Origin of the sequence: Variovorax sp. efr-133-TYG-130 (assembly GCF_030208835.1) — a bacterium.
Taxonomy (GTDB): Bacteria; Pseudomonadota; Gammaproteobacteria; order Burkholderiales; family Burkholderiaceae_C; genus Variovorax.
Genome location: NZ_JARVTD010000010.1, coordinates 171,784 through 196,560 on the forward strand (window position 1 = coordinate 171,784; position 24,777 = coordinate 196,560).

At 67.7% G+C, this 24,777-nt stretch carries 21 protein-coding genes; 7 read left to right on the forward strand and 14 right to left on the reverse strand.

What is annotated here, in order from left to right; genetic code table 11:
• Positions 1–141: 141 nt before the first annotated feature.
• The 3 genes from QRN67_RS12205 to QRN67_RS12215 are packed head-to-tail and all read right to left on the reverse strand — an operon-like array spanning position 142 to position 3,917.
• Positions 142–936, reverse strand: coding sequence for an FAD binding domain-containing protein (locus QRN67_RS12205; protein ID WP_081266827.1), 795 nt, complete (start codon positions 934–936; stop codon positions 142–144).
• A gap of 22 nt (positions 937–958) precedes the next feature.
• On the reverse strand, positions 959–3,409 hold the full coding sequence (locus QRN67_RS12210; RefSeq protein WP_081266828.1) for a xanthine dehydrogenase family protein molybdopterin-binding subunit: 2,451 nt from the start codon (positions 3,407–3,409) through the stop codon (positions 959–961).
• A gap of 10 nt (positions 3,410–3,419) precedes the next feature.
• The gene (locus QRN67_RS12215; protein ID WP_081266829.1) at positions 3,420–3,917 is read right to left on the reverse strand and encodes a (2Fe-2S)-binding protein; all 498 of its coding nucleotides are present in this window, start codon (positions 3,915–3,917) and stop codon (positions 3,420–3,422) included.
• Positions 3,918–4,095: 178 nt separating this feature from the next.
• Here QRN67_RS12215 and QRN67_RS12220 point away from each other — a divergent pair, with 178 nt between their 5' ends.
• Positions 4,096–5,241, forward strand: a complete 1,146-nt coding sequence (locus QRN67_RS12220) for a helix-turn-helix domain-containing protein (protein ID WP_285411982.1) — start codon at positions 4,096–4,098, stop codon at positions 5,239–5,241.
• Positions 5,242–5,274: 33 nt separating this feature from the next.
• On the opposite strand, the gene QRN67_RS12225 is transcribed toward QRN67_RS12220, so the two are convergent.
• From QRN67_RS12225 to QRN67_RS12260, 8 genes are all read right to left on the reverse strand, one after another.
• Positions 5,275–5,652: a nuclear transport factor 2 family protein gene (locus tag QRN67_RS12225; RefSeq protein ID WP_081266939.1), complete on the reverse strand. Its 378-nt coding sequence runs from the start codon at positions 5,650–5,652 to the stop codon at positions 5,275–5,277.
• A gap of 92 nt (positions 5,653–5,744) precedes the next feature.
• Complete coding sequence (locus tag QRN67_RS12230) at positions 5,745–7,238, reverse strand: M81 family metallopeptidase (RefSeq protein WP_285411983.1); 1,494 nt, start codon at positions 7,236–7,238, stop codon at positions 5,745–5,747.
• A complete protein-coding gene (locus QRN67_RS12235; RefSeq protein ID WP_285411985.1) occupies positions 7,235–8,488 on the reverse strand; it encodes a Zn-dependent hydrolase in 1,254 nt (417 codons plus the stop codon). The genes QRN67_RS12230 and QRN67_RS12235 overlap by 4 nt, the downstream gene beginning before the upstream one ends.
• Positions 8,489–8,522: 34 nt before the next feature.
• A complete protein-coding gene (locus tag QRN67_RS12240) occupies positions 8,523–9,239 on the reverse strand; it encodes an ABC transporter ATP-binding protein (RefSeq protein WP_285411987.1) in 717 nt (238 codons plus the stop codon).
• Positions 9,236–10,003, reverse strand: coding sequence for an ABC transporter ATP-binding protein (locus QRN67_RS12245; RefSeq protein WP_285411988.1), 768 nt, complete (start codon positions 10,001–10,003; stop codon positions 9,236–9,238). The genes QRN67_RS12240 and QRN67_RS12245 overlap by 4 nt, the downstream gene beginning before the upstream one ends.
• Positions 10,000–10,962, reverse strand: coding sequence for a branched-chain amino acid ABC transporter permease (locus QRN67_RS12250; protein WP_285411989.1), 963 nt, complete (start codon positions 10,960–10,962; stop codon positions 10,000–10,002). Before QRN67_RS12250 ends, QRN67_RS12245 begins: the two co-directional genes overlap by 4 nt.
• Positions 10,963–10,973: 11 nt before the next feature.
• A complete protein-coding gene (locus QRN67_RS12255) occupies positions 10,974–11,834 on the reverse strand; it encodes a branched-chain amino acid ABC transporter permease (protein ID WP_285411990.1) in 861 nt (286 codons plus the stop codon).
• A gap of 133 nt (positions 11,835–11,967) precedes the next feature.
• Positions 11,968–13,173, reverse strand: a complete 1,206-nt coding sequence (locus tag QRN67_RS12260; protein ID WP_081266836.1) for an ABC transporter substrate-binding protein — start codon at positions 13,171–13,173, stop codon at positions 11,968–11,970.
• A gap of 209 nt (positions 13,174–13,382) precedes the next feature.
• Here QRN67_RS12260 and QRN67_RS12265 point away from each other — a divergent pair, with 209 nt between their 5' ends.
• On the forward strand, positions 13,383–14,147 hold the full coding sequence (locus QRN67_RS12265; protein WP_081266837.1) for a FadR/GntR family transcriptional regulator: 765 nt from the start codon (positions 13,383–13,385) through the stop codon (positions 14,145–14,147).
• A 42-nt stretch (positions 14,148–14,189) separates the two neighbouring features.
• On the opposite strand, the gene QRN67_RS12270 is transcribed toward QRN67_RS12265, so the two are convergent.
• Entirely contained in the window at positions 14,190–15,149 is a 960-nt protein-coding gene (locus QRN67_RS12270; protein ID WP_285411991.1) for a LysR family transcriptional regulator, read from the reverse strand.
• A 105-nt stretch (positions 15,150–15,254) separates the two neighbouring features.
• On the opposite strand from QRN67_RS12270, the gene aptA reads away from it, so the two are divergent.
• Both aptA and QRN67_RS12280 read left to right on the forward strand, forming a co-directional pair.
• The gene (gene aptA, locus QRN67_RS12275) at positions 15,255–16,610 is read left to right on the forward strand and encodes an omega-aminotransferase AptA (RefSeq protein WP_285411992.1); all 1,356 of its coding nucleotides are present in this window, start codon (positions 15,255–15,257) and stop codon (positions 16,608–16,610) included.
• 77 nt (positions 16,611–16,687) lie between these two features.
• Complete coding sequence (locus QRN67_RS12280; RefSeq protein ID WP_285411993.1) at positions 16,688–18,136, forward strand: MFS transporter; 1,449 nt, start codon at positions 16,688–16,690, stop codon at positions 18,134–18,136.
• Positions 18,137–18,218: 82 nt separating this feature from the next.
• Here the strand turns inward: QRN67_RS12280 and QRN67_RS12285 are convergent, their stop codons facing one another.
• Positions 18,219–19,505, reverse strand: a complete 1,287-nt coding sequence (locus QRN67_RS12285) for an SUMF1/EgtB/PvdO family nonheme iron enzyme (RefSeq protein ID WP_285411994.1) — start codon at positions 19,503–19,505, stop codon at positions 18,219–18,221.
• Positions 19,506–19,667: 162 nt separating this feature from the next.
• On the opposite strand from QRN67_RS12285, the gene QRN67_RS12290 reads away from it, so the two are divergent.
• A complete protein-coding gene (locus QRN67_RS12290; RefSeq protein WP_081266842.1) occupies positions 19,668–20,294 on the forward strand; it encodes a TRAP transporter small permease subunit in 627 nt (208 codons plus the stop codon).
• 19 nt (positions 20,295–20,313) lie between these two features.
• Positions 20,314–22,149: a TRAP transporter large permease gene (locus tag QRN67_RS12295; protein WP_106935195.1), complete on the forward strand. Its 1,836-nt coding sequence runs from the start codon at positions 20,314–20,316 to the stop codon at positions 22,147–22,149.
• 69 nt (positions 22,150–22,218) lie between these two features.
• Here the strand turns inward: QRN67_RS12295 and QRN67_RS12300 are convergent, their stop codons facing one another.
• The gene (locus tag QRN67_RS12300; protein WP_081266844.1) at positions 22,219–23,301 is read right to left on the reverse strand and encodes a TRAP transporter substrate-binding protein; all 1,083 of its coding nucleotides are present in this window, start codon (positions 23,299–23,301) and stop codon (positions 22,219–22,221) included.
• 221 nt (positions 23,302–23,522) lie between these two features.
• Here QRN67_RS12300 and QRN67_RS12305 point away from each other — a divergent pair, with 221 nt between their 5' ends.
• Positions 23,523–24,677, forward strand: a complete 1,155-nt coding sequence (locus QRN67_RS12305; protein ID WP_106935196.1) for an ABC transporter substrate-binding protein — start codon at positions 23,523–23,525, stop codon at positions 24,675–24,677.
• Positions 24,678–24,777 lie beyond the last annotated feature (100 nt).

Below are 24,777 nucleotides of genomic sequence, written 5' to 3' on the forward strand. Positions count from 1 at the left end.
TAGCGGAGAGCCAGGGCAGGCCAGCGTGCGCCGCGCCTCCTCTTCGAGAACACCGCGGAACCGGGTCCGCCGGGCCGATGGTGTTGCCCCCTGCAAGGGGGCTGGAGAAGCGACACGAAGTGCGCGAAGCCTGGGGGGAGCCTAAGCCAGCGCCTTGGTCACGGCGCGCTGGGTGAGCACGCTGATCAGGTTCGCGCGGTAGGCGGCCGAGGCATGGAGGTCGCTGTTGAGGTCGCTCGCGTCGATCTTCACGGCGGAAGCGGCCGCGGCGGTGAAGTTCTGGCTCAGCGCGTCTTCCAGCCCGGCATGCCGGAACACGCCGTTGCCCGCGCCGGTGACGGCCACGCGCACCGCGCCGCTGGCGGCCTGGCTGAGGAAGATGCCGACGAGCGGAAAGTGCGAAGCCTTCTGGCGCAGCTTCTCGTAGGCGGCGCGCTTCGGAACGGGAAAGCGGATCGCGGTGATCAGCTCATCTTCTTCCAGCGCGGTGGTGAACAGGCCCAGGAAGAAGTCGTCGGCCGCGATCTCGCGCTTCGACGTGACGACGGTGGCGCCCGAGCCCAGCACCGCGCTCGGATAGCACGCCGCCGGGTCGTTGTTGGCCACCGAGCCGCCGATGGTGCCCATCGCGCGCACCTGCCGGTCACCGATGCGCGAGGCCAGGTCGGCCAGCGCCGGGAAGGCGGCCTTGACGTCGGCGTTGTTGGCCACGTCGAGGTGGCGCGACATGGCGCCGATGGTGAGGGCGTCGCCGTCTTTCCTGATGCCCGAGAGCTCGGCGATGCCGCTCAGGTCCACCAGCTGTTCGGGCGCCGACAGCCGCAGCTTCATCGACGCCAGCAGGGTCTGGCCGCCGGCCAGCGGCTTGGCGCCGGCGGCAACCAGCTTGGTGGCATCGGTCACGGAAGCGGGCCGTTCGAGGGTGAAGGCGTACATGGTGTGGTTCCTTCTTTGTTGTTCAGGGGGCCGGACGGCCTTGGGTGCTGGCGGCCAGCGCGGGCTCTTGCGGCAGGGTGTCGGCCGCGGCGCTGCCGCTGCCCTTTTGCATCGCTTCCCAGACGCGGCTGGACGATGCGGGCATGTCGAAATCCTTGACGCCCAATGGCGCCAGCGCGTCGAGCACGGCGTTGATCACTGCCGGCGGAGAACCGATGGCGCCCGCTTCGCCGCAGCCCTTGGTGCCCAGCGGATTGTGCGTGCACGGCGTGCACACGGTGTCCAGCTTGAACTGCGGGAACTCGGCGGCGCGCGGCATGGCGTAGTCCATGAAGCTGCCGGTGAGCAGCTGGCCGGTTTCCTTGTCGTACACGCAGTTCTCGAGCAGCGCCTGGCCGATGCCCTGCACCAGTCCGCCATGCACCTGGCCCTCGACGATCATCGGATTGATGATGGTGCCGAAGTCGTCCACCGCGGTGAAGCGGTCCACGCGCACCTCGGCGGTCTGCCGGTCGATCTCTACCTCGCAGATGTAGGTGCCGCCCGGGAAGGTGAAGTTGGTCGGGTCGTAGAAGGCGGTTTCGTTCAGGCCGGGCTCCAGCTTGTCGAGCGGGTAGTTGTGCGGCACGTAGGCCGTGAGCGCCACCTGGCCGAACGGGATCTTCTTGTCGGTGCCCTTGACCGTGAACTCGCCGTTGGCGAACTCGATGTCGGCGTCGCTGGCCTCCATCAGGTGCGCGGCGATCTTCTTGGCCTTGGTCTCGATCTTGTCGAGCGCCTTCATGATGGCCGCGCCGCCCACCGAGATGGAGCGCGAGCCGTAGGTGCCCATGCCGAAAGGCACGCGGCCGGTGTCCCCGTGCACCACGTCGACGTTCTCGACCGGAATGCCCAGCCGCGCCGCCACCACCTGCGCGAAGGTGGTCTCGTGGCCCTGGCCGTGGCTGTGCGAGCCGGTGAACACCGTCACGCTGCCGGTCGGATGCACGCGAATCTCGCCGCACTCGAAAAGGCCGGCCCGCGCACCGAGCGCGCCGGCAATGTTCGACGGCGCGATGCCGCAGGCCTCGATGTAGCTCGAGTAGCCGATGCCGCGCAGCTTGCCGCCGGCCTCGCTGGCCGCCTTGCGCGCCGCGTAGCCGTCGACCTCGGCCAGCACCCGGGCCTTGTCCATGCATGCATGGAAGTCGCCGGTGTCGTACTGCAGCGCCACCGGCGTCTGGTACGGGAAGGCGGTGATGAAGTTGCGCTTGCGGATCTCGTCCTGCCCCAGGTTCATTTCCCAGGCGCAGCGCGACACCAGTCGCTCCAGCAGGTAGGTGGCCTCGGGCCGGCCGGCGCCGCGGTAGGCATCGACCGGCGCGGTGTTGGTGAACCACGCATCGACCTCGACGTAGATCTGCGGCGTGGTGTACTGGCCCGCCAGCAGCGTGGCGTAGAGGATGGTGGGCACCGCCGTGGAGAAGGTCGACAGGTAGGCGCCCAGGTTGGCGTCGGTGTGCACGCGCATGGCCAGGAACTTGCCGTCCTTGTCCATCGCCATCTCGGCATGGCTCACGTGGTCGCGGCCGTGGGCGTCCGACAGGAAGCACTCGGAGCGCTCGGCGGTCCACTTGATGTTGCGGTTGAGCTGCTTGGCCGCCCAGGTCAGGCACACGTCTTCGGCATAAAGAAAGATCTTGGAACCGAAGCCGCCGCCCACGTCGGGCGCGATCACGCGCACCTTGTGCTCGGGCAGGCCCAGCACGAAGGCCGTCATCAGCAGGCGCTCGACGTGCGGGTTCTGGTTGGACACGTAGAGCGTGTAGTCGTCGGTGCCCCGGCTGTAGCTGCCGATGGCCACGCGCGGCTCGATCGGGTTGGGAATGAGGCGGTTGTTGACCAGGTCGAGCTTCGTCACGTGCGCGGCGTTCGCGAATGCCGCGTCGACCGCCGCCTTGTCGCCCAGCGCCCACTTGTAGCACTGGTTGTCGGGCGCCTCGTCGTGCAGGGTGACGCCGCCGGCCTTCCTGGCGGCGTCGGCCACGCTCACGAGCGCCGGCAGCACGTCGTAGTCGACCACCACCGCCTCGGCGGCGTTCTTGGCCTGCTCGACCGTCTCGGCCACCACCATGGCCACGTGGTCGCCCACGTAGCGCACCTTGTTGATCGCCAGGATCGGGTGCATCGGCTCCTTCATGGGGGTGCCGTCGGGGTTGTTGATGAGCCAGCCGCATGGCAGCCCGCCCATCTTTCCCTCGATGTCCTTGCCGCTGAAGATGCCGATCACGCCGGGCATCTTCATGGCCTCGGAAATGTCGACCGACTTGACGGTGGCGTGCGCGTGCGGAGAGCGCACGAAAACCGCATGGCTCTGGTTGGCCAGCGTGATGTCGTCGGTGTAGTTGCCCGCGCCGGTCAGGAACCGGTAGTCTTCCTTGCGCCGCAGCGCCTCGCCGATATGCGGCAGATTGGAAAAGTCGGATGCGCCCATGTCGCTCTCCTCAGGCGGTTGCCGTTGTCTTGACGGGCGTGCCCGAGGCCATGGCCTCGCCGCCCATCTTCACGGCCTTCACGATGTTCTGGTAGCCCGTGCAGCGGCACAGGTTGCCGTCGAGCAGTTCGCGGATCTCCGATTCGCTCGACTTGGGGTGGTGGGTGCACAGGTCGATGGCGCTCATCACCATGCCCGGGGTGCAGAAGCCGCACTGAAGGCCGTGGCACTCCTTGAAGGCCGCCTGCATGGGGTGCATGGCGCCGTCGGCATCGGCGATGCCCTCGATGGTGGTGATGTCGGCGCCGGCCGCCTGCGCGACCAGGATGTTGCAGGACTTGACGGCACGGCCGTTCACAAGGACGGTGCAGGCGCCGCACTGTGCCGTGTCGCAGCCGACGTGGGTACCGGTGAGATGGAGGTGCTCCCGGATTGCATGCACGAGAAAGGTGTTGGGAGGAGCGTCGACCGTGGCCTCACGGCCGTTGATCTTGAAAGCGACCTGCATTTGGCTGTCTCCGTGAAAGGTGATGGCTAATTCAGCGAAAGCATCTTGGATGCCGACCTCCCGCACTATCCTAGGCAAAACCCTTGACACTTGCACAGACGGCGCGAAATTCTCAAAATGAAACAGCTTGCCATCCTGCGAGCCGGCAAAAGCCCCCACACCGCGCGAACACCCCACGATGCCTGTCGCTTCAATCGTTTCGCCAGCCCCTGAGCGTTCGCTGGCCATCGCCCAGGCCCGCCGCGAGCTGATCCACGGCGAATCCCCCCGGGCGCGCGCAACGGCCCGCGTCGACTCCTGGATCAGCCGCTCCTGGCAGCGCTGCATCGAGGCCGGCCGGCGTCCCCAGCAGCGCATCAGTTTCGACCCGGTGAGCCAGTCCGCGCAGCGCGATGCCGCCGAGCGCAACCGCGTGCTGGTCGCCGCCGCGCGGCCGGTGATAGAGCGGCTCTCGCGCGCCATTGCCGACACCCGTTATTTCGCCATCCTGACCGACGCCGACGGCATCGTGGTCGATGTCGGCAACCTGCCCGACGGCACCGACGCCGCCAGCCGCTATGCGCGCGACATCGGCCGCATCGGCGTCGACCTGTCGGAGCGGGCGATCGGCACCAGCGCCATCGGCACCGCGCTGGCCGAGCAGGAATCGGTGTGGCTGCACCGCGGCGAGCACTTCTTCGACGACACCAGCGTCTACAGCTGCGCCGGCGCGCCGCTGTTCGGTCCCCGAGGCGACTGCATCGGCATGCTCGACCTCACCGGCGTGCAGGTGGTGGAACGCCCGGAGCTGCGGCATCTGGCCACCCTGTCCGCGCGCAGCATAGAGAACATGCTGGTGCTGCGCGAACCCTGCGAGCTGCTGCTGCGCCTGGCCTGGCCCGGCAGCGCGGCCAGCGAAGCCACCGAGGGGCTGTTGTGCATCGACGGCGAAGGCCGCGTCACCGGCGCCAACGCGGCCGCCCGCCAGATGCTGCACCAGCCGCTGGCGCGCGAGCAGCAGGCGCTGCATTTCAACGACCTGTTCGCCCTGCCCCTGCACATGATGTTCGACGCCGCCCGGCGCGGCGACGCCATGCTCGAAGTGCCGCTGTGGTCGGGCCTGCGGGTGCAGGTGCAACCCCAGCACGGCGGGCGCGGCGCACCGGGTGGGCTGCCGGCGGCGGACAGCCGGCCCCGGCTGCGCGACGTGGAGACCGCCCTGATACGCAAGGCGGTGGCCGACGCCCGTGGCAACGTGGCGGAGGCCGCCCGGGCGCTGGGCATCAGCCGTGCGACCGTGTACCGCAAGCTGTGGCGCGGCCGGCCGGCCGGCGCGCCGGACTGACCCTTCCCAAGCCCGCGGCTGTTCAGCTTTGGTTCAGGCGCCGACCGGGACCTTGTCGAGGAAGCCGGTCACCGAGCGCAGCTTGCCCGCCTCCACCTGCGCGAAGTCGGTGCCCTGGATCAGGTCCTCGGCGCCGCTCGGGCCCAGCGTCCAGGAAAAGCGCAGGTGGTCGCCGTGGGAGTCGGCCTTGCCCAGCAGGTTGAAGCGGAAGCCGGGAAAGCGCTGGTGCACCGCGCCGACCAGCGCGCTGATCTGCTCGCGGCCGCTGGCCTGCGCCATCGGGTCGACGTAGCGGGCATCGGCGGTCCAGCCGGCTTCGATCAGCGCGGCGCGGCGCGCGGCGTCGGTCTCGTTCCAGACGGCGATGTAGCGTTGGGCGATCGTGGCGGCGTCGTGTGCGGCGGTGTTCATGATGACCATTCCTTTCGGGAGTTTCGACCCGCAACATCGCGGGGTGAATGAATGGTCGCGCCGCACGCGCACAGCGTCGATGACCCGGGAGGTCATGCCGCCCGTGCCATCTCCGCATCCGCGTCGAGCGGAAACACCGGCCTGCGCACCTTGCTGAAAGGAAACAGGCTGTAGTCGGAACTCGTCACGCCGGGGCTGTCGCACTCCACCAGCGCGGCCGACAGCGGCTCGAACACCGGCCGGCAGTACATGCGCGACTTGAGCAGCAGGAAGCGCTCCTTGCGCGGATCGAGCCCCGCGCACTCGAAAACGCCGATGTCCCACGGCTCCTGCGTGCGCTCCGTCACCACGATGCGCGCCGCGCCGATGTCGAACAGCACCGTGCGGCCCATGCTGCTGCGCTGGCCGGTGTAGGTGGGGCCGGTGATCACGTATTCGCCGTCGCTCACGGCACGCACGGTGCCCGTCAGCCGCACCGGCGTCTTCTTCAGACCGATGCCTTCGAGCGACACTTTGTTGCCCAGCGCCACGGTCACCTCGGCGCCCTCGCCCGCCGCGACGAGCTGCGCCACCGCTTCGGGGTCGCACAGCGGCCCCACGCCGATGCCGTGCAGCCCTTGCGCCAGCGCTTCCTGCAGCACGTCCATGGTGTCGCAGCTGCCGCCCGACATGCAGTTGTCGCCGTGGTCCAGCAGCAGCACCGGGCGCGTGGCGCCTTCCGCGATGAGCTTCGCGCGCGCAATCGATTCGGCCATCGGCTCGCTGCGGTAGACGAAGGCCTCGCGCTCGTTCCACATCTGCGCGGCGATGCGGTCGGCCGTGGCCTGCGCGCGCTCCGGCGAATGTGCATCGACCACGATCACGCTCATGCACGGCGCCTCGATGTCCGACAGCGAGAAGCCCGCCAGGATCGACACCGCGAGCGACTCCGATTTCTCCGCCTCGCGCGCCGCCTCGATGGCCCGCTGCATCGCGCCGGTGAACGACGCACTGCGCAGCGTGTGCGCCATCAGCGGCAGACGGTGCCAGCGCATCGCGGGCTTGCCGCGTCCGGCGAGCATGTCGAACAGCAGGCGGCCGGCATGCGCGCCGGTTTCGTACATGTCGATGTGCGGATAGGTCTTGAAGCCGACGATCACGTCGGCGTTCCCAACCATCGCGGGCGTGACGTTGGCATGCAGGTCGAGCGCCACGCCGATGGGCACGCCCGGTGCCGCCGCGCGCAGCCGCACGAGCAGGTCGCCTTCGCCGTCCACGCTGTTCTGCGCGACCATCGCGCCGTGCAGGTCGAGCAGGATGGCGTCGCAGCCCGGCGCGGCATCGACGATGCATTGCGTCAGCAAGGTGTAGGCAGAGGCATCGACCGGCCCGCTCGGGTTGGCAGAGGCCGACACCGGCGTGACGAGCTCGGCACCCGCCGCCTCGGCCAGGTCGATGAAGGCCGACATCGCGGTGCGCATGCCCTTGTTGTCGCGGTAGGCCTGCTCGCCGAAAGTCGGCCCGTCGGGCCCGAAGGCCGAGAGCGGCGTGGGCACGGGCGAGAAGGTGTTGGTCTCGTGGTTGAGGCGCGCGATCAGCACTTTCATTGCGCGACTCCGGCGCTTTGCAGCATGGCCTGCAGCAGCACGTTGCAGCCGGCTTCCAGGTGGTCGGGCTGCGCATCCTCGATCTCGTTGTGGCTGATGCCGTCGAGGCAGGGCACGAAGATCATGGCCGCGGGGCACACGCGCGCGAGGTACACCGCATCGTGGCCCGCGCCGCTGATCACGTTCATCCAGGTCATGCCCTGCGCCTGCGCGGCTTCGCGCACCGCCGACACCAGCTTCGGCGTGAAGGGCTGCGGCTGGAAATACACGACCTGCTCCACCGACATCTCGACCTTGCCCTTCGTCGCGATGCGCTGCACTGCTTCTTTCAGTTCGGCGTCCATGGCCGACAGCACCACGTCGTCGGCCGCGCGCAGGTCGACACTGAGCTTGACGCGCCCCGGAATCACGTTGCGCGAATTGGGGTAGTTGTCGATCCAGCCGACGGTGCCGCGCCCATGCGGCGCATGGGCGAGCGCAATGCGGTTGACCTCGATCACGAGTTCGGCAGCGGCCAGCAGCGCGTCCTTGCGCAGCGCCATCGGCGTGGGGCCGGCATGGGCTTCCATGCCCTGCACCACCACGTCGTACCAGCGCTGGCCCAGCGCGCCTTCCACCACGCCGATCACGCGCTCGTTGGCTTCGAGCACCGGGCCCTGCTCGATGTGCGCCTCGAAGTACGCGCCCATCGGCGATGCCGTCGCCGACGCGGGCGTGCTGCCCGCGTAGCCGATGGCGGCGAGCGCGTCGGACACGCTGACGCCGTCGTTGTCGCACTGCGCCAGTGCGTGTTCGAGCGTGAACGCGCCGGCGAACACGCCGGAGCCCATCATCACGGGCACGAAGCGCGAGCCCTCTTCGTTGGTCCACACCGCGATCTCGAGCGGTGCCTCGGTCTCCACTTCGGCGTCGTTGAGGCAGCGGATCACCTCCAGACCCGCGAGCACGCCGTAGTTGCCGTCGAACTTGCCGCCGGTGGGCTGCGTGTCGATGTGGCTGCCGGTGGTGACGGGCGGCAGCGCGTTGTTGCGGCCCGCGCGGCGCGCGAAGATGTTGCCGATGGCGTCCACGCGGACTTCGCAGCCCGCCTCGCGCACCCAGCGCACGAACAGGTCGCGGCCCTGGCGGTCGAGGTCGGTCAGCGCGATGCGGCAGACACCGCCTTTCTCGGTGGCGCCGAACTGCGCCAGTTCCATCAGCGAATTCCAGAGCCGCTGGCCGTCGATGCGGAGTTCAGTGTGTGAGTTCATGGCTTTGCGGTAAGGATGAGTGTTGCGGCAGGCCTCAAGCAAGGCCCACGCCCAGGTAGCGGTCTTTCACTTCGTGGTCGGCCATGAAGGCGGCATTGCCGGCCTCGTGCACGATCACGCCCTGCTCCACGATGTAGTGGCGGTCGGCCAGCTGCACGCAGACTTCGAGGTTCTGCTCGACCAGCAGGATGGCCACGCCGGCCGCCTTGATGGTCCTCAGCTGCGCGACGATTTCCTCGACGATCACCGGCGCGAGTCCTTCGACCGGCTCGTCGAGGATCAGCAGGCGCGGGTGGTTCATGAGCGCGCGGCCGATGGCCAGCATCTGCTGCTCGCCGCCCGACAGCTGTCCGCCGCCGTTGCGCCGCCGCTCCTTGAGGCGCGGGAAGATGCGGTAGATGTCGGCCAGCTGCCAGGGCGACTCGCGCCGCAGGCCGAGCAGCAGGTTTTCTTCCACCGTCAGCAGCTTGAAGACGCCGCGGTGCTCGGGCACCAGGCACACGCCGCGCGTGGCGATGCGGTGCGGCGGCATGCCCGCGATGTCCGCTCCCTGGAAGCGCACGCTCCCGCTCGTGGGCGTGACCGCGCCGGCAATGCTCTTGAGCGTGGTCGACTTGCCCGCGCCGTTGCGCCCCAGCAGCGTGACGAGTTCGGCCTCGCCCACGCGCATCGAGATGCCCTGCAGCACGTGGCTCTTGCCGTAGTGCGCGTGCAGCGCCTCGACTTCGAGGATGTTCTTCCCGCCGCTCATGCCTTGCCTCCGGTGATCATGTTGCCAAGGTAGGCCGTGCGCACGCGCGCATCGGCGCGGATGTCGCCCGGCAGCCCTTCGGCGAGCACGCGGCCCAGCTGCATCACGGTCACGGTGTCGGAGATGTCCATCACGATGTTCATGTTGTGCTCGATCAGCACCACGGTGTGCCGGTCGCGCAGGCTGCGGATGAGCTGCTTCATGTCGTCGAGGTCGTCGATGCCCATGCCCGAGGTCGGCTCGTCGAGGAAGATGGCCTTCGGCCTGGCGGCCAGCGCCATGCCCACCTCGAGGCGGCGCTGCTGCCCGTGCGAAAGCTCGCTGGCCGGCGTGTTCGCAAACCGCTCGAGGCCGACGCGCTGCAGCACTTCGTCCACCGTCTGCTTGCAGGCCAGTTCACCGACCGGCGCGCGCCAGCAGTTCATGGCCTGGCGCGGCGAGACGCCCTGTGCCGCCACGCGCAGGTTCTCGCGCACCGACAGGCTCAGGAACAGCGCCGTGACCTGGAACGAACGCGCCATGCCGCGCTGCACGCGCCGGTGGTCGGGCTCGCGCGTCACGTCGTGGCCGTCGAACAGGATGCGCCCGCCCGTGGTGGTGCCGGTACCCGTGAGCATGTGGAAAAGCGTGGTCTTGCCCGCGCCGTTGGGGCCGATCACCGAGTGCACGGTGTTGCGCCTGATCTTCAGGTCGACCCCGCCGAGCGCGGCAAACTTGCCGTAGTGCTTGGTAACGCCGATGGCTTCGATGAGAACGTCGCTCATGCCTTTTCTCCTTGCGCGGCGGCAGCGTCCGGCGCCGCCGGTGGCGAGCGCCGGAAGACGCGCTTCCAGACGCCCTCGCCCAGCCCCCAGAGCCCGCGCTGCATGCCGATGCTCACGCCGATCAGCAGCAGGCCCAGCAGCAGCAGCCAGCGCGGCCACAGCGTGGAGAGCCAGTCGGCCAGCAGCACATAGAAGGCCGAGCCCAGCACCGACGCGAACAGGTTGCCGGTGCCGCCGATCACGGTGATGACCAGGATCATCTCGCTCGTGTGGTATTCGGCGTTCGACAGCGGCGCGATGCCGGTCATCATGGCGTGCAGCCCGCCCGCCAGGCCGGTGACGGCGCCGGAGATCATGAAGGCCAGCAGCTTGAAGCGCTTGAGGTCGTAGCCCACGGCGGCGGCCCGGTCCTCGTTGTCGCGGATGGCGAGCAGCGTGCGCCCGAAGATCGAATCGGTCACGCGCAGCAGCAGGCCGAAGGCGATGAGGAAAATCACCGCCACGAAAGCGTAGTACTTCCACGGCGTGTCCATGAAGCCGGGGCGCGGCACGTCGAGCAGGCCGTTGTCGCCACCCGTGAGATCGGTGGCGGTGTAGGCGGTGAAATAGAACATCTGCGCGAAGGCCAGCGTGAGCATCACGAAGTAGGTGCCGCGCTGGCGGATGGCGACCCAGCCGACCACCGCCGCGCCGATCGCGCCCATGGCCATGGCCGCGAGCAATGCAAGCGGCATGGGCAGGTGCAGGCGCGTGAGCAGGATCGCGATGGTGTAGCTGCCCAGTCCGAAGAAGATGCCTTGCCCGAAGGACAGCAGCCCCGTGTAGCCCAGCAGCAGGTTGCAGCCCAGTGCCGCCAGCGCGTAGATGAGTACCTCGCTCGCGAGCGAGCCAGAGCTCAGCACCAGCGGCAGGCCCAGCGCGGCGACGAGCGCCAGGAGGAATGTGATTTTTCTCGGCATGGCGTGTCCGTTCATGCTTTCCGGCCGAGCAGGCCATGCGGGCGCAGCAGCAGCACGGCCGCCATCGCGATGTAGATCATCAGGCTGGCTCCCGGCGGCCAGATGGTGCTCATGAGGCTCTGCAGGATGCCGATGACCAGCCCGCCCACGAGCGCGCCGCCGAAGCTGCCGAGCCCGCCGATCACCACCACCACGAAGGCCACGCTCAGCGCCTCGACGCCCATGAAGGGTTCGGCCCCGCGAATGGGCGCAGCCAGCACGCCGGCCAGCGCCGCCGTGGCCGCGCCCAGCGCGAACACCAGGCTGAACACGCGGAACACGTTGATGCCGAGCAGCGACACCATCTCGGTCGATTCGCTGCCCGCGCGCACCGCGCTGCCCAGCCGCGTGCCTTCGAGCACCCACCACAGCAGCACCGCGAGCACGGCGGTGAAGCCGATCACGAACAGCCGGTACTTCGGATAGACGAAGCTGCCCCACATCACCACGCCCTGGAGCAGGTCGGGCGTGGGCACGCTGTTGCCCAGCGGGCCCCAGAACACGATGACGATCTCCTGCACCGCGAGCGCGAGCCCCACCGTCACGAGGATGTGGAACTCGTGCGCCTTGGCATACACGCGGCGCAGCAGCAGCTTCTCGGCCAGCCAGCCGAGCGCGCCGACGAACAGCGGCACCAGCACCAGCGCGGCCCAGAAGTTCAGGCCCCACTGCATGGCCTGGTAGCACAGGTAGGCACCCAGCAGATAGAAAGCGCCGTGCGCGAAGTTCACGAAACGCAGCAGGCCGAACACGATGGACAAGCCAACGGCCAGCAGGAAATACAGCATGCCGATGCCGATTCCGTTGATGGTCTGGAGCAGGTAGACGGTCATATGTGTGAGTGATGACGGGCTCGGATGCGGCACCCCGACCTTTCGGGAACACCGCGGAACCGGCTTTGCCGGGCCGCAGGTGTTGCCCCCTGCAAGGGGGTTGGAGGCCACACGCAGTGGGCAAGCCTGGGGGTTAGCCCAATCTGCAGCCGGTCTTGTCGGCCGGCAGGAAGGACTTGCCGGAACTCACCACGTCGACGTAGTCGGCCGCGTTCTTCATCTTCGACTTGGCCTTGCCCTTGAGCAGGTAGTAGTCCTTGATGACCTGGTGGTCGGCCTTGCGGATTTCCTCGGTGCCGGTGAGGCCGTCGAACTTCATGCCCTCGAGCGCGGCGATCACCGCCTTCTGGTCGACCGTGCCCGCCTTGACGATGCCGTCGATCAGGATCTTGGTGCAGACGTACGAGCCCGCGAGGCTGTAGTTGGGCACGATCTTGAGCTTGTCGGCGGTGCGCTTCACCAGGTCCTTGTTGAGGGTGGTGTCGGCCGTGTGCCAGTACTGCGCGCCGAAGTACACGTCTTCGCAGAGGTCGGCGCCCAGTTCGTCGAACTGCTCCAGGCCCGAAGCCCAGGCCATGAGGATCGTCATGTTCTTGTGCATGCCGAAGCTCACGGCCTGGCGCAGCGCCGCGGAAGACTGCGCGCCGAAGTTCAGCAGCAGCAGCACGTCGGGCTTGGCCGCCATCGCGTTGGTGAGGTAGCCGCTGAACTCCTTCTCGTTGAGCGAGTGGTAGCTGTTGCCCACATGCTCGATGCCCTTCTCCTGGAAGATGTTCTTGGCCGCGCTCAGCAGGCCGTCGCCGAACACGTACTGCGGCGTGATGGTGTACCAGCGCTTGGCCTTCGGCATGGTGGCGATCAGGGGGCGCACCGTCTGCTCGATGGCACCGAAGGTGGGCACCGACCAGCGGAAGGTGGCGGGGTTGCAGTCCTTGCCGGTGATCTCGTCCGCGCCCGCGGTGGTGATGAACAGGCCGCCGGCCTTCTCCGCCTCCTTGCCCATGGCCAGCGCTTCCGACGACAGGATGCCGCCCGCGAAGAACTTCGCGCCCTGCTGCTGCGAGGCTTCCTGCACCTTGCGCACGGCGGTGGCCGGCTTGCCCTCGGTGTCGAGCACGGTGTAGGCCAGCGGGCGCTTGAGCACGCTGCCGTACTGCTCGATGGCCAGCTTCATGCCCAGGTCGGCGTACTTGCCGTTGGCCGCGAAGGCGCCCGACATCGGGACCGGGCAGCCGAAGCGGATCGCCTCGGCCGACTGGGCAAAGGCGGCGCGGCCAGCCAGCAGGGAAGCGGGGGCGGCCGACAGGGCGGCAAGCTGAAGGAGGTGTCTGCGATGCATGGGGATCTCCGGTCGTGGTGGGTGAAACAAGGAAAAGGTGGGGCCTGCGATTGCCGGCGAATTTAAGCGGATAAATAGGATTAATATGCTGGTAAAAACCCGCTAGCAATCCTTGTGCCCAACACCGACCGGAGCTCGCCGATGACGCCGTTTAAGATCGCGCGCTGTTGCGCATCCCGCGCATCTCCCGATGGGCATGGAGCGTTTCAATGAGAGTGGGGCAGAACCGTCCTAAGCGGCAAAAGCTCTCGGACGTCATCGTCGAAGACGTCAAGCGCTGGATCGTGGCGGAGCGCAAGCAGCCCGGCGACCGGCTACCGAACGAGAAAGAACTGATCGAGCTTTTCGGGTACTCGAAGAGCACGGTGCGCGAGGCGCTGAAGGCGCTGGAGGTGCGCGGGCTCGTCTCCATCCGCACTGGGCCCGGCGGCGGGGCCTACCTGCAGCAGGTGTCGGTCGACCATGCGTCGGAGCCGCTGCGCAACTTCCTGCATTTCCATCACCTGGACGGGCACCATATCTATCAGTTGCGCAAGGCACTGGAGCCTGAACTGGCCGTGAGCGTGGTCGGCAGGCTGACGCCGGAGCAGTTCGACAAGCTCGAGGAAAACATCCGCCTGTGCACCATCGAGCCGACCAACGAGGACGAACTGCGCACCCAGCGCGAGGCGGAACTCGCCTTCCACACCATGCTGGCGGAGAGCTGCCCCAATCCGGTGCTTTCGTTCATGTGCCGCTTTCTCAACGACCTGCTGCGCGACCTGGTGGTCTACAAGAAGGCGCTGGACCACCACCACTTCGGCGAGACGAATGTCGACTACCACACGCAGCTGCTCGCGGCCTACCGCAAGGAAGACGCTGAGGAAGTGCGCCGGCTGATGGCCGAGCACATGGTGGATGCAGAAGCGCACATGCACGAGATGGAGGCGCACATCGGGGCCAAGCATCTGTTGCTGCCCAGCGGGCAGCGATAGGCCGGTCCGTTCAGGGGGCGTGCCCCGGAGAAACGGCGAAGGTCAGGCGTGCGCCCGCTCCAGGCAATCCTGAAACGCCAGCACGGCCCGCGACGGCTTCGGCGAACGCCGCAGCAGGCTCACGAATTTGCATGCGTAGTTGAACCGCGCCGGCAGCACCGCCTTCATCAGCCCGCGCTCCTCGAACACCTGCGCATAGTGGTCGGGCAGAAAGCCCAGGAAGCGGCCCGACAGGATCAGCGTGGCGATGGCTTCCTGGTCGAAGCCCGTCGCCTTGCGCGACAACCGCGCCCTGTGGCTCAGCTCCATGTTGGGCGAGTGGTAGCCCAGCCCCGCGAAATGGTGTTCGCCCAGCTTCCCCCAGGTGAGCCTGGCATGGGGGCTGTCGAACAGCGGATGGCCCTTGCCGCAGTACAGCAGCATCATCTCGTCGAACAGGTCCGCGTACACCAGGCTCTGCGAGGCCCGGTGCGCCGGGATGATGCCGATCTGGAACTTGCCTTCCAGCACCCCCTGCTCTATGGCGTTGATGGAGCCCACGTGCACCGCCAGGCTCACCTCCGGCGCTATCTCGGTGAAACGCGCAATGGCCTCGCCGATGCGCGCCTTCGGGTTCGTCGCGGTCTTGTCGAACAGCGCCACCTCCAGCTGCCCGCCCATGCGGTTGTGGATGTCGTCGATGCTGCCGCGAAAGGCGTCGACCGAAGCCAGCAGGCGCAGGGTCTCGTCGTACACGCGCTGGCCCTCGGCGGTGAGCGCGAAACCCGCCCTGCCCCGGCGGCACAGCACCAGGCCCAGCCGCGTTTCCAGGTCTTTCACATGCCGGCTCACGGTGGAGGTGCCGATGTTCAGCTCCAGCTCGGCGGCCGCCATGCCGCCGCAGTCGACCACGCTCTTGAAAACCTTGAGCAACCGCAGGTCCATGTCGCTGAGCTGCCCCAGTACGGCGCGGTTACGAGCACTGTTCTGGGCACCGTTTTGGGCCTTGGCCTTTACTTGCATGAAGTGTCAAGTGAACATTGATATTGCGCCATTCTCCACACTGAAGGGTCTGCCAACAATCGGCGCATTCACAACCCCCTCCGGAGCCCGCCCGCGCGGAACGCCATGACCCTTGCAGCCCCCGCCCTCGAACCCACGCCCGCCATGCGGACCGACGCCGCCTGGCTCGACGCGCACTGGATGCCCTACACCGGTAACCGCAACTTCAAGGCCGATCCGCGGATCATCGTGGAAGCCAAGGGCGCCTACTTCACCGACATCGACGGCCGCAAGATCTTCGACGGCCTCTCGGGCCTGTGGTGTTCGGGCCTGGGCCACGGCCGCCCCGAGATCACCGAGGCAGTGAGCCGCCAGATCGCCAAGCTCGACTACTCGCCCGCGTTCCAGTTCGGCCACCCGCTGTCGTTCGAGCTGGCCAACAGGATCAAGGAGCTGACGCCCGCCGGGCTGGACTACGTGTTCTTCACCGGCTCGGGCTCCGAAGCCGCCGACACCTCGCTGAAGATGGCGCGCGCCTACTGGCGCACCAAGGGACAGGCCAGCAAGACTCGCCTGATCGGCCGCGAGAAGGGCTACCACGGCGTCAACTACGGCGGCATCTCGGTGGGCGGCATCGCGGCCAACCGCAAGCTGTTCGGCCAGGGCGTCGAGGCCGACCACCTGCCGCACACGCAACTCGCTTCCAACGCCTTCACGCGCGGCATGGCCGAGAACGGCGCCGAGCTGGCCGACCGCCTGCTCGACCTGATCGCGCTGCACGACGCATCGAACATCGCGGCCGTCATCGTGGAGCCTTTCGCGGGTTCGGCCGGCGTGGTGATTCCGCCCAAGGGCTACCTCAAGCGCCTGCGCGACATCTGCACCGCCAACAACATCCTGCTGATCTTCGACGAAGTGATCACCGGTTTCGGCCGCTGCGGCGCGCTCACGGGCTCGGAAGCCTTCGGCGTCACGCCCGACATCATGAACATCGCCAAGCAGGTGACCAACGGCGCGCAGCCGCTGGGCGCCGTGGTCGCCAGCAAGGAGATCTACGACACCTTCATGGCGGCCGGCGGCCCCGACTACATGCTCGAGTTCCCGCACGGCTACACCTACGGCGCGCATCCGGTGGCCTGCGCCGCCGGCATCGCCGCGCTCGACGTGCTGCAGAAGGAAGACATGATCGGCCGCGTGCAGGCGCTTGCGCCACACTTCGAGAACGCGGTGCACAGCCTGAAGGGCAGCAAGCACGTCAACGACATCCGCAACTTCGGCCTGGCCGCCGGCCTGACCATTGCCGCGGTGCCGGGCGAGCCCGCGCGCCGTCCGTACGAGATCGCCATGAACTGCTGGAAGAAGGGCTTCTACGTGCGCTACGGCGGCGACACCATCCAGTTGGCACCGCCCTTCGTCGCCGAGAAGGCCGAGATCGACCGCATGGTCAACGCGCTGGCCGACGCTTTGGCGGAGACGGCCTGAGTCCGTCGCGGCCTCCGGCCTGATCGGAGGCCAGGTCCTACAGGCGGCGCGCCGGCCGCCTTTCAATAATCGGCGGCATGACGGCTCTGCGCAGCGACATCCCCGCCCGCCTGGACCGCCTACCGTGGTCGCGCTGGCATTGGCGCGTGGTGATCGCGCTGGGCGTGGCCTGGGTGCTCGACGGCCTGGAGGTCACGCTGGTGGGCTCCATCGGGGCGGTGCTGGAGCGGCCCGACACGCTGGGCCTCACCGCCGGCGAGATCGGCCTGTCGGGCTCGGTGTACGTGGCGGGCGCGGTGCTGGGCGCCCTGCTCTTCGGGCGGCTCACCGACCGGCTCGGGCGCAAGAAGCTCTTTCTCGTCACGCTGGTGGTCTACACGGTGGGCACGCTGGCCACGGCTTTTTCTCCGGATTTCGCTTTCTTCGCGCTCTGCCGCTTCGTTACCGGACTGGGCATCGGCGGCGAGTACGCGGCCATCAACTCGGCCATCGACGAGTTGATTCCGGCGCGCGTGCGCGGGCGCGTCAACCTCGCGATCAACGGCAGCTTCTGGATTGGCGCGGCGCTCGGCGCGGGGCTGAGCCTGGTGCTGCTGGACCCTCATGTGATCGGCCCGGTATGGGGCTGGCGCGCGGGCTTCGCGCTGGGCGCGGTGCTGGCGGTGGCCATCCTGCTGGTGCGGCGCGACGTGCCGGAGAGCCCGCGCTGGCTCATTGCGCACGGGCGCGCGGACGAAGCCCGGCGCATCGTCGAGCAGATCGAAGCGGAGGTCTCGGCGCAGCACGGCCCGCTTCCCGCGCCGCAGGGCCATGTGGACTACACCGACGCTCGCCAGACCAGCCCCTCGATGCGCGAGGTGGCGCGCGTGCTGTTCAAGCACTATCGCCAGCGCAGCGTGGTCGCGCTTGCGCTGATGGTGTCGCAGGCTTTCTTCTACAACGCGATCTTCTTCACCTACGCGCTGGTCCTCACGCGCTTCTACGGCGTGCCTGAAGCCAGCGTGGCGCTGTACATCTTTCCGTTCGCGCTCGGCAACGTGCTCGGCCCGCTGCTGCTGGGCCCGCTGTTCGACAGCCTGGGCCGGCGCAAGATGATCGCGCTGACCTATGTGCTCGCGGGCGTGGGCCTGGCGCTCACCGGCTGGGCGTTCATGATGGGCTGGCTCGACGCGCGCAGCCAGGCGCTGTGCTGGTCGGCCGTGTTCTTCCTGGCCTCGGCGGCCGCCAGCTCGGCCTACCTCACCGTGAGCGAGGTGTTCCCGCTGGAAATGCGCGCGATGGCCATCGCCATCTTCTATGCCGTCGGCATGGGCGCGGGCGGCTTCGTGGCGCCGGTGCTGTTCGGCCTGCTGATAGAGACAGGCAGCCGTGGCGCGGTGATGGTGGGCTACGGCATCGGCGCGGCGCTGGTCATCGTGGCCGGGCTGCTGGCCCTGCGCTATGCGGCCGACGCGGAGCGCAAGCCGCTGGAAGAAGTGGCGCCGCCGCTGGCGGCCGACCCGGGCGTGGTTACTCGAAACGATTGAGACCACACCGCCGCGTCCCGCCGTGAGCGCCCCGGAAGGGGGTTGGCGAAGCGACACGAAGTGCGCGCAGCCTGGGGGCGAATCAAAGACTGCAGGTGCGGAAGCCGAAGAACCCGTCGTCGCGCTCCGGCAAGGCGAAGCCGCGGCGCTTGGGTGAACGAAGACGCGCGCGTGTCGCGAACGAGGCGCCGCGCAGCACGCGTGCACGCCCGAATGCAGCAGCGGGATCGAACTCCCCGCCCGCGCTCCACGGGTCGGCACGGTAGCCGGGCCAGGGGCTCAGCGTGCCGGCGGTCCACTCGTGCACGTCGGCCCAGCGGAAGCCGCGCCGCGCGGCGGTGTGCGCGGCGATCTCCCATTCGACCTCGGTCGCCACGCGGCGTCCCGCCCAGCGCGCCCAGGCATCGGCCTCCCACCAGCTCAGGTGCACCGCGCTGTGGTGGCCGGCGGCGCGCACCGTCGCGCCAAAGCGGTGCTGCAGCACCGAGCCCCCGGAGCCGTGCCGCGCGGCGCCGATCTGCTCCACATGGCGCGGCCCGCGCCGCCCTTCGATCTGGGCCGAGAGCCAGCGCCAGCCTTCGCCGCGCCACAGTTCCTCGCGGTCGTAGCCGCCGTCGTCGACGAACTCGACGTACTGGTTCCAGGTGACGGGCTGGGCGTCGATCTCGAACTCCGGCACGTCGACGCGATGCGTGGCACGTTCCTGCGCAAAGGCGAAGCCGCTCTCGGGCATGCCCAGTTCCCAGCGGGTGGCCGGCAGCAGCAGCGGCTCGCGCGTGACGGCGATGGGCGCCTGCTCGACGCCCAGAGGCAGCCCCAGCGTCTGCGCCATCACGACGAACTGTTCGCCGCGCAGGTCTTCATGCGCCAGCGCCAGCCTGTAGAAGTAGAGGCCGGCGTCGGTCTCGGCCGCATGCTCCAGCAGTTCGAGCGTGCTCTCCAGCGTCTCGAGCAGGTAGGCCTTGGTCTGGGCGAGGTCGGGCAGCCCCGGCGACCAGCGCTGGTCGGGCGTGGCCTGCGCCGGGTTCCACCAACTGTCGGCGCCGGGCTCGATGGCCGCCAGCCGCGTGGGCCGCACCGGGCAATCGGCACCGAAGGCGCGCTGGGTGTTGCGGCCGATCCACCATTCGGCGAACCAGCCGATGTGGCCGGCCAGCCAGACCGGCGGCACGACATCGGGCCCGCGCGGCGTCGGCATGCCTTCGCCCAGCGCCTGCTCGAAGAGCGACAGCAGGTGCAACGTGTGGTTGCGCGCGTCGATCAGCGCCAGGGAAAGCAGATCTCGGCCGGCCCGGCTCATGTCGGGGGAGTCGATCGATTGGGACGTCGCCACGGCCGGGGCCGGAGGGGGGCGCGGTGTCTGGGCCATGGAACATTATGGCCAAGCCACGCCTCCGGGTAGCCCCCAGAAGACACTTTCGATTACATCGATAGAATCCGCACCGCCTCACGCACCCGACCCGCTGGCACACAAGGCCAGTGCGTCGGGTGCGGTCGTATGTGGGGCATCCAATACAAAAATGGAGATGAAATGCAAGGCTTGCTCAAGCTTTCCCGGGCCATCGACTGGCTCAACGCCCAGGTGGGCAAATACGCGATCTGGCTGATCCTGGCCGCCACGGTGATCAGCGCCCTCAACGCGGTGGTGCGCAAGATATTCAACACCAGCTCCAACGCGTTTCTCGAAGTGCAGTGGTATCTGTTCGCCTGGTCGTTCCTGATCGCCGCCGGCTTCACGCTGCTGCACCGCGAGCACGTGCGCATCGACGTCATCAACAGCCGCCTGTCCAAGCGCAAGCAGGTGTGGATCGACATCATCGGCTTCGCATTCTTCCTGACGCCGCTGTGCCTGACGGTGCTCTACCTGTCGATGCCCGTGGTGATCCAGATGTACAAGTCGGGCGAGATGTCCGGCAACTCGGGCGGGCTGATCCGCTGGCCCGTGTGGGCGGCGCTGCCGGCCGGCTTCGTGCTGCTGATGCTGCAGGGCTGGTCCGAGCTGATCAAGCGCATCGCGTTCCTGCGCGGCCAAGGCCCCGACCCCATGGGCCGGCTGACCGACAAGACGGCCGAGGCCGAGCTGATCGAAGCCCTGCGCCTGCAGGCCGAGAAAGACGCAGCCAAGGCCGGCACGGCCGCTCCCGGCACGCAACACTGAACGGCCGAGCACAGACACCATGGAATTCATTGTTGCCAACTTCGCCCCGATCATGTTCGCGGGGCTGATCTGCTTCCTGCTGCTGGGCTATCCCGTCGCATTCAGCCTCGGGGCCTGCGGCCTGTTCTTCGGTCTCGTCGGCATCGAGCTCGGCGTGTTCCAGTCGTCGGTGATGGCCTGGCTGCCCCAGCGGCTGATCGGCATCATGGCCAACGACACACTGCTGGCGGTGCCCTTCTTCACGCTCATGGGGCTCATATTGGAGCGCAGCGGCATGGCCGAGGACCTGCTCGACACGGTCGGCCAGGTCTTCGGGCCGATGCGCGGCGGCCTGGCGCTGGCGGTGATCTTCGTCGGCGCGCTGCTGGCGGCCACCACCGGCGTGGTGGCGGCATCGGTCATCTCGATGGGCCTGATCTCGCTGCCGATCATGCTGCGCTACGGCTACGACCGGCGGCTGTCCAGCGGCGTGATTGCCGCATCGGGCACGCTGGCGCAGATCATCCCGCCCTCGCTGGTGCTGATCATCATGGCCGACCAGCTCGGCAAGAGCGTCGGCGACATGTACAAGGGCGCCTTCCTGCCCGGCTTCATGCTGATGGGCCTGTACGTGGTCTATGTCGTGTTCCTCGCGATCTTCCGGCCCGCGCAGGTGCCGGCGCTGCCGCCCGAGGCCCGCACCTTCCGCGAACCCAACGGCAGCGGCGGCTACACGTCGCTGGTGGCGCTCGCCGCGCTGTCGGCCGTGGTGGCGGTCTGGCTGGCGCGCAACATGGCGGCGGTGCACACCTGGTTCCAGGGCCAGGAAGTGACCTCGGTGGCCACCGACGAGAAGGTCGTGGTCGCCATGTGCGGCGGCGTGTTCGTGGCCCTGGTGATCGCGCTGATCAACAAGGGCCTGAAGCTCAACCTGCTGTCGCGGCTGGCCGAGCGCGTGACCTTCGTGCTCATTCCGCCGCTGCTGCTGATCTTCCTGGTGCTGGGCACCATCTTCCTGGGCGTGGCCACGCCCACCGAAGGCGGCGCAATGGGCGCCCTGGGCGCGCTGATCATGGCCTGGGTGCGCCGGCGCATGAGCCTCACGCTGCTGAAGCAGGCGCTGGCCTCCACCACCAAGCTGTCGAGCTTCGTGATGTTCATCCTGATCGGCGCCACGGTGTTCAGCCTGGTGTTCCAGGCCGCCGACGGCCCGATCTGGGTCGAGCACCTGCTGTCGTCGCTGCCCGGCGGCCCGGTGGGCTTCCTGATCGCGGTGAACGTGCTGGTGTTCTTCCTGGCGTTCTTCCTGGACTACTTCGAGCTGTCGTTCATCGTGGTGCCGCTGCTGGCGCCCGTGGCCCACAAGCTGGGCATCGACCTGATCTGGTTCGGCGTGCTGCTGGCTGTGAACATGCAGACCTCGTTCATGCACCCGCCCTTCGGCTTCGCGCTGTTCTTCCTGCGCTCCGTCGCACCCGACAAGCAATACGTTGACCGCGTGACCCAGAAGGTCATGGAGCCGGTGACGACGATGCAGATCTACAAGGGTGCGATCCCGTTCGTGCTGATTCAGCTCACCATGGTGGGCGTGCTGATCGCGTTCCCGCAGATCGTGACGGGCGCGCTCGACAAGGAGGTGAAGGTCAACCTCGACGACATCGGGGCGCAGATGCGCGACAGCCTGAAGCCCGAGGACGGCGGACCGGCCGCCGACCCCTACGGCGGCCCCGAGGAAGCCGCGCCGGGCGCCGAACCGCAGCCGGGCGCGGAAGGCGCCGCACCGGCACCGGCCCCCGAGGCCGCGCCGGCCGACAGCGGCGAGACCGATCCCATGAAGGCCATGCAGGACGCGCTCAAGCAGCAGCAGAAGCCCTGAACGGCCCCGCAAGCCAAAAGGCCGCCCCGTTTGCACGGGGCGGCCTTTTTCATGCGGGTCGCGTCGGTATCAGATCTTGACCGAGTTCATGTACTGGTTGAACGGGTACTCCGAGAAGCGGTTCCACAGGATCTGGTCGCGCTGGAAGGCGCGCATGTCCTGGTGGATCTTCTTGAACTCGGGCGACTTGGCTTCGTGCTCGGCGAAGACTTCCATCGAGGCCTTGAAGCCCGCGTCCATCACGGCCTTGGGGAACGGCTTGAGTTCGGTCTTGGCGGCAACCAGGCGCTTGAGCGCCACCGGGTTGTAGGCGTCGTACTTGGCGATCATGTCGCGCGCGGCGACCTTGGTGGCCGCGTCGAGGATGGCCTTGTTCTCGTCCGACAGCTTGGCGAAGGCCTTGTTGTTGATGAAGAACTCGAGGTCGGCGCCGCCTTCCCACCAGCCGGGGTAGTAGTAGTACGGGGCCACCTTGTTGAAGCCCAGCTTCTCGTCGTCGTAGGGACCGACGAACTCGGCGGCGTCCAGCGTGCCCTTTTCGAGCGCCTGGTACACGTCGCCGGCGGGCATGTTCTGCGACACCACGCCCAGCTTGGCCATGGCCTCGCCGAACACGCCGCCGCCCATGCGCATCTTCAGGCCCTTGAGGTCGGCGACCGTCTTGATCTCCTTGCGGTACCAGCCGCCCATCTGCGTGCCGGTGTTGCCGGCGCTGGCTGTGCGGAAGTTGTATTGCGCGAAGAAGGCGTCGAGCAGCTTGCGGCCGTTGCCGTACTCTTTCCACGAGTCGGTCTGGCGTGCGGTCAGGCCGAAGGGCACTGCGCAGCTGAACGCGAAGATCGGATCCTTGCCGGTGAAGTAATAGGCGGCGGTCTGCGCCATTTCGAGCGTGTCGCCCTGCAGTGCGTCGACCACGCCGAATGCGGGCATCAGCTCGCCGGCGGGGTGGACCGAGATTTCGAACTTGCCGCCGGACAGTGCCTTGACGGTCTTCGACAGCATTTCGGCGCTGCCGAAAATCGTGTCGAGCGAGCGCGGGAAGCTCGAGGCCAGGCGCCAGCGGACTGCGGTCTGCGCATGAACGGCAGGCGCAATGCCGGCAGCCAAAACGCCGGCGATGCCGGCGTTTTTGATTAGGGAACGACGATCCATTGATAGCTCTCCGAGTTCTTTGAAAAAACAAAACGCGGCTTGTGACCGCGTTGGGGACTTTTGTATAAGCCCGGGCGATTGTAAAAACGCGCTTACAGCCTCCGGCGGGGGTTTACCCTGCGCCCGGCGCCTCCCCCTGTCGCGCGCGAACTCGGTCTCGTGTAGACGAGGCATAAAATGTTATATCGCCTTACATACACCGCTGGAAACAGCATCAAGACATGAGACTCCCTAACTCCTTCAAGCCCGCACTGCTCGCGTTCGCCGCGGCCACCGCTTTCGGCGCGCAAGCCGCCGACATCAAGATCGGCGTCGCAGCCGCCCTGTCCGGCGGTGCCGCGCAGTACGGCGCCGCCATCCGCAACGGCTTCCAGCTGGCCGCGGACGAAATCAACGCCGCCGGCGGCATCAACGGCGACAAGATCGTGCTGGCCGTCGAGGACGAGCAAGGCAAGAAGGAGGACGCGATCAACGTCTTCAAGAAGCTGATCTTCCAGGACAAGGTCCTGATGACCTTCGGCCCCACGCTGTCGAACTCGGCCCAGGCGGCCGACCCGATCGCCCAGGCCGCCAAGACCGTGGCCTTCGGCACCTCGAACACGGCCGACGGCATCACCTCGATCGGCGACTACGTGTTCCGCAACTCCGTGACCGAAGCCGACGTGCTGCCCGAGACCCTGCGCGTGGCCATCAAGCACGGCAACGTGAAGAAGGTCGCCGTGCTGTACGGCAACGACGACGTGTTCACCAAGAGCGGCTACGACAACTTCAAGAAGGCCCTGGAAGACCTGAAGCTGCCCGTGACCACGACCGAGACCTTCGCCAAGGGCGACGTCGACTTCAAGGCCCAGCTCACCAAGATCAAGGCCACCAACCCCGACGCCATCGTGCTGTCGGCACTGCTGGCCGAAGGCGCGCCGATCATGGTGCAGGCCCGCCAGCTCGGCCTGAACGTGCCGGTCATCGGCGGCAACGGCATGAACTCGACCAAGATCTTCGACCTGGCCAAGGGCAGCTCGGACAACCTGTACGTCGGCAGCCCCTGGTCGGCCAGCAACGCCACACCCGAGAACACCAAGTTCCAGAAGGCCTACAACGACAAGTTCAAGATGGCGCCCGACCAGTTCGCCGCGCAGGCCTACGACGGCCTGTACGTGGTGGCCCAGGCGCTCAAGGGCGTGAAGCTGTCGGGCAACCTGGCGGCCGACCGCACCGCCCTGCGCGACGCGCTGCCCAACGTGAAGTGGACCGGCGCCACCGGCGCCTTCGCCTTCACACGCGCCAAGGACAAGGCCGGCAAGCCCGCCGGCTACGACGCGCAGCAGACGGCCATCGTGAGTGTCACGAAGGGCACCGCGTTCGTGATCGAGAAGTAAGCAAGCAGTCCCGGTGGCGGGCCGCGCGGCCCGCCATGCCCCCGCATATGGCGCAGGACAGTCACTGCGCCGTTTTCTTTTTTGATTTGCCGCAACACGC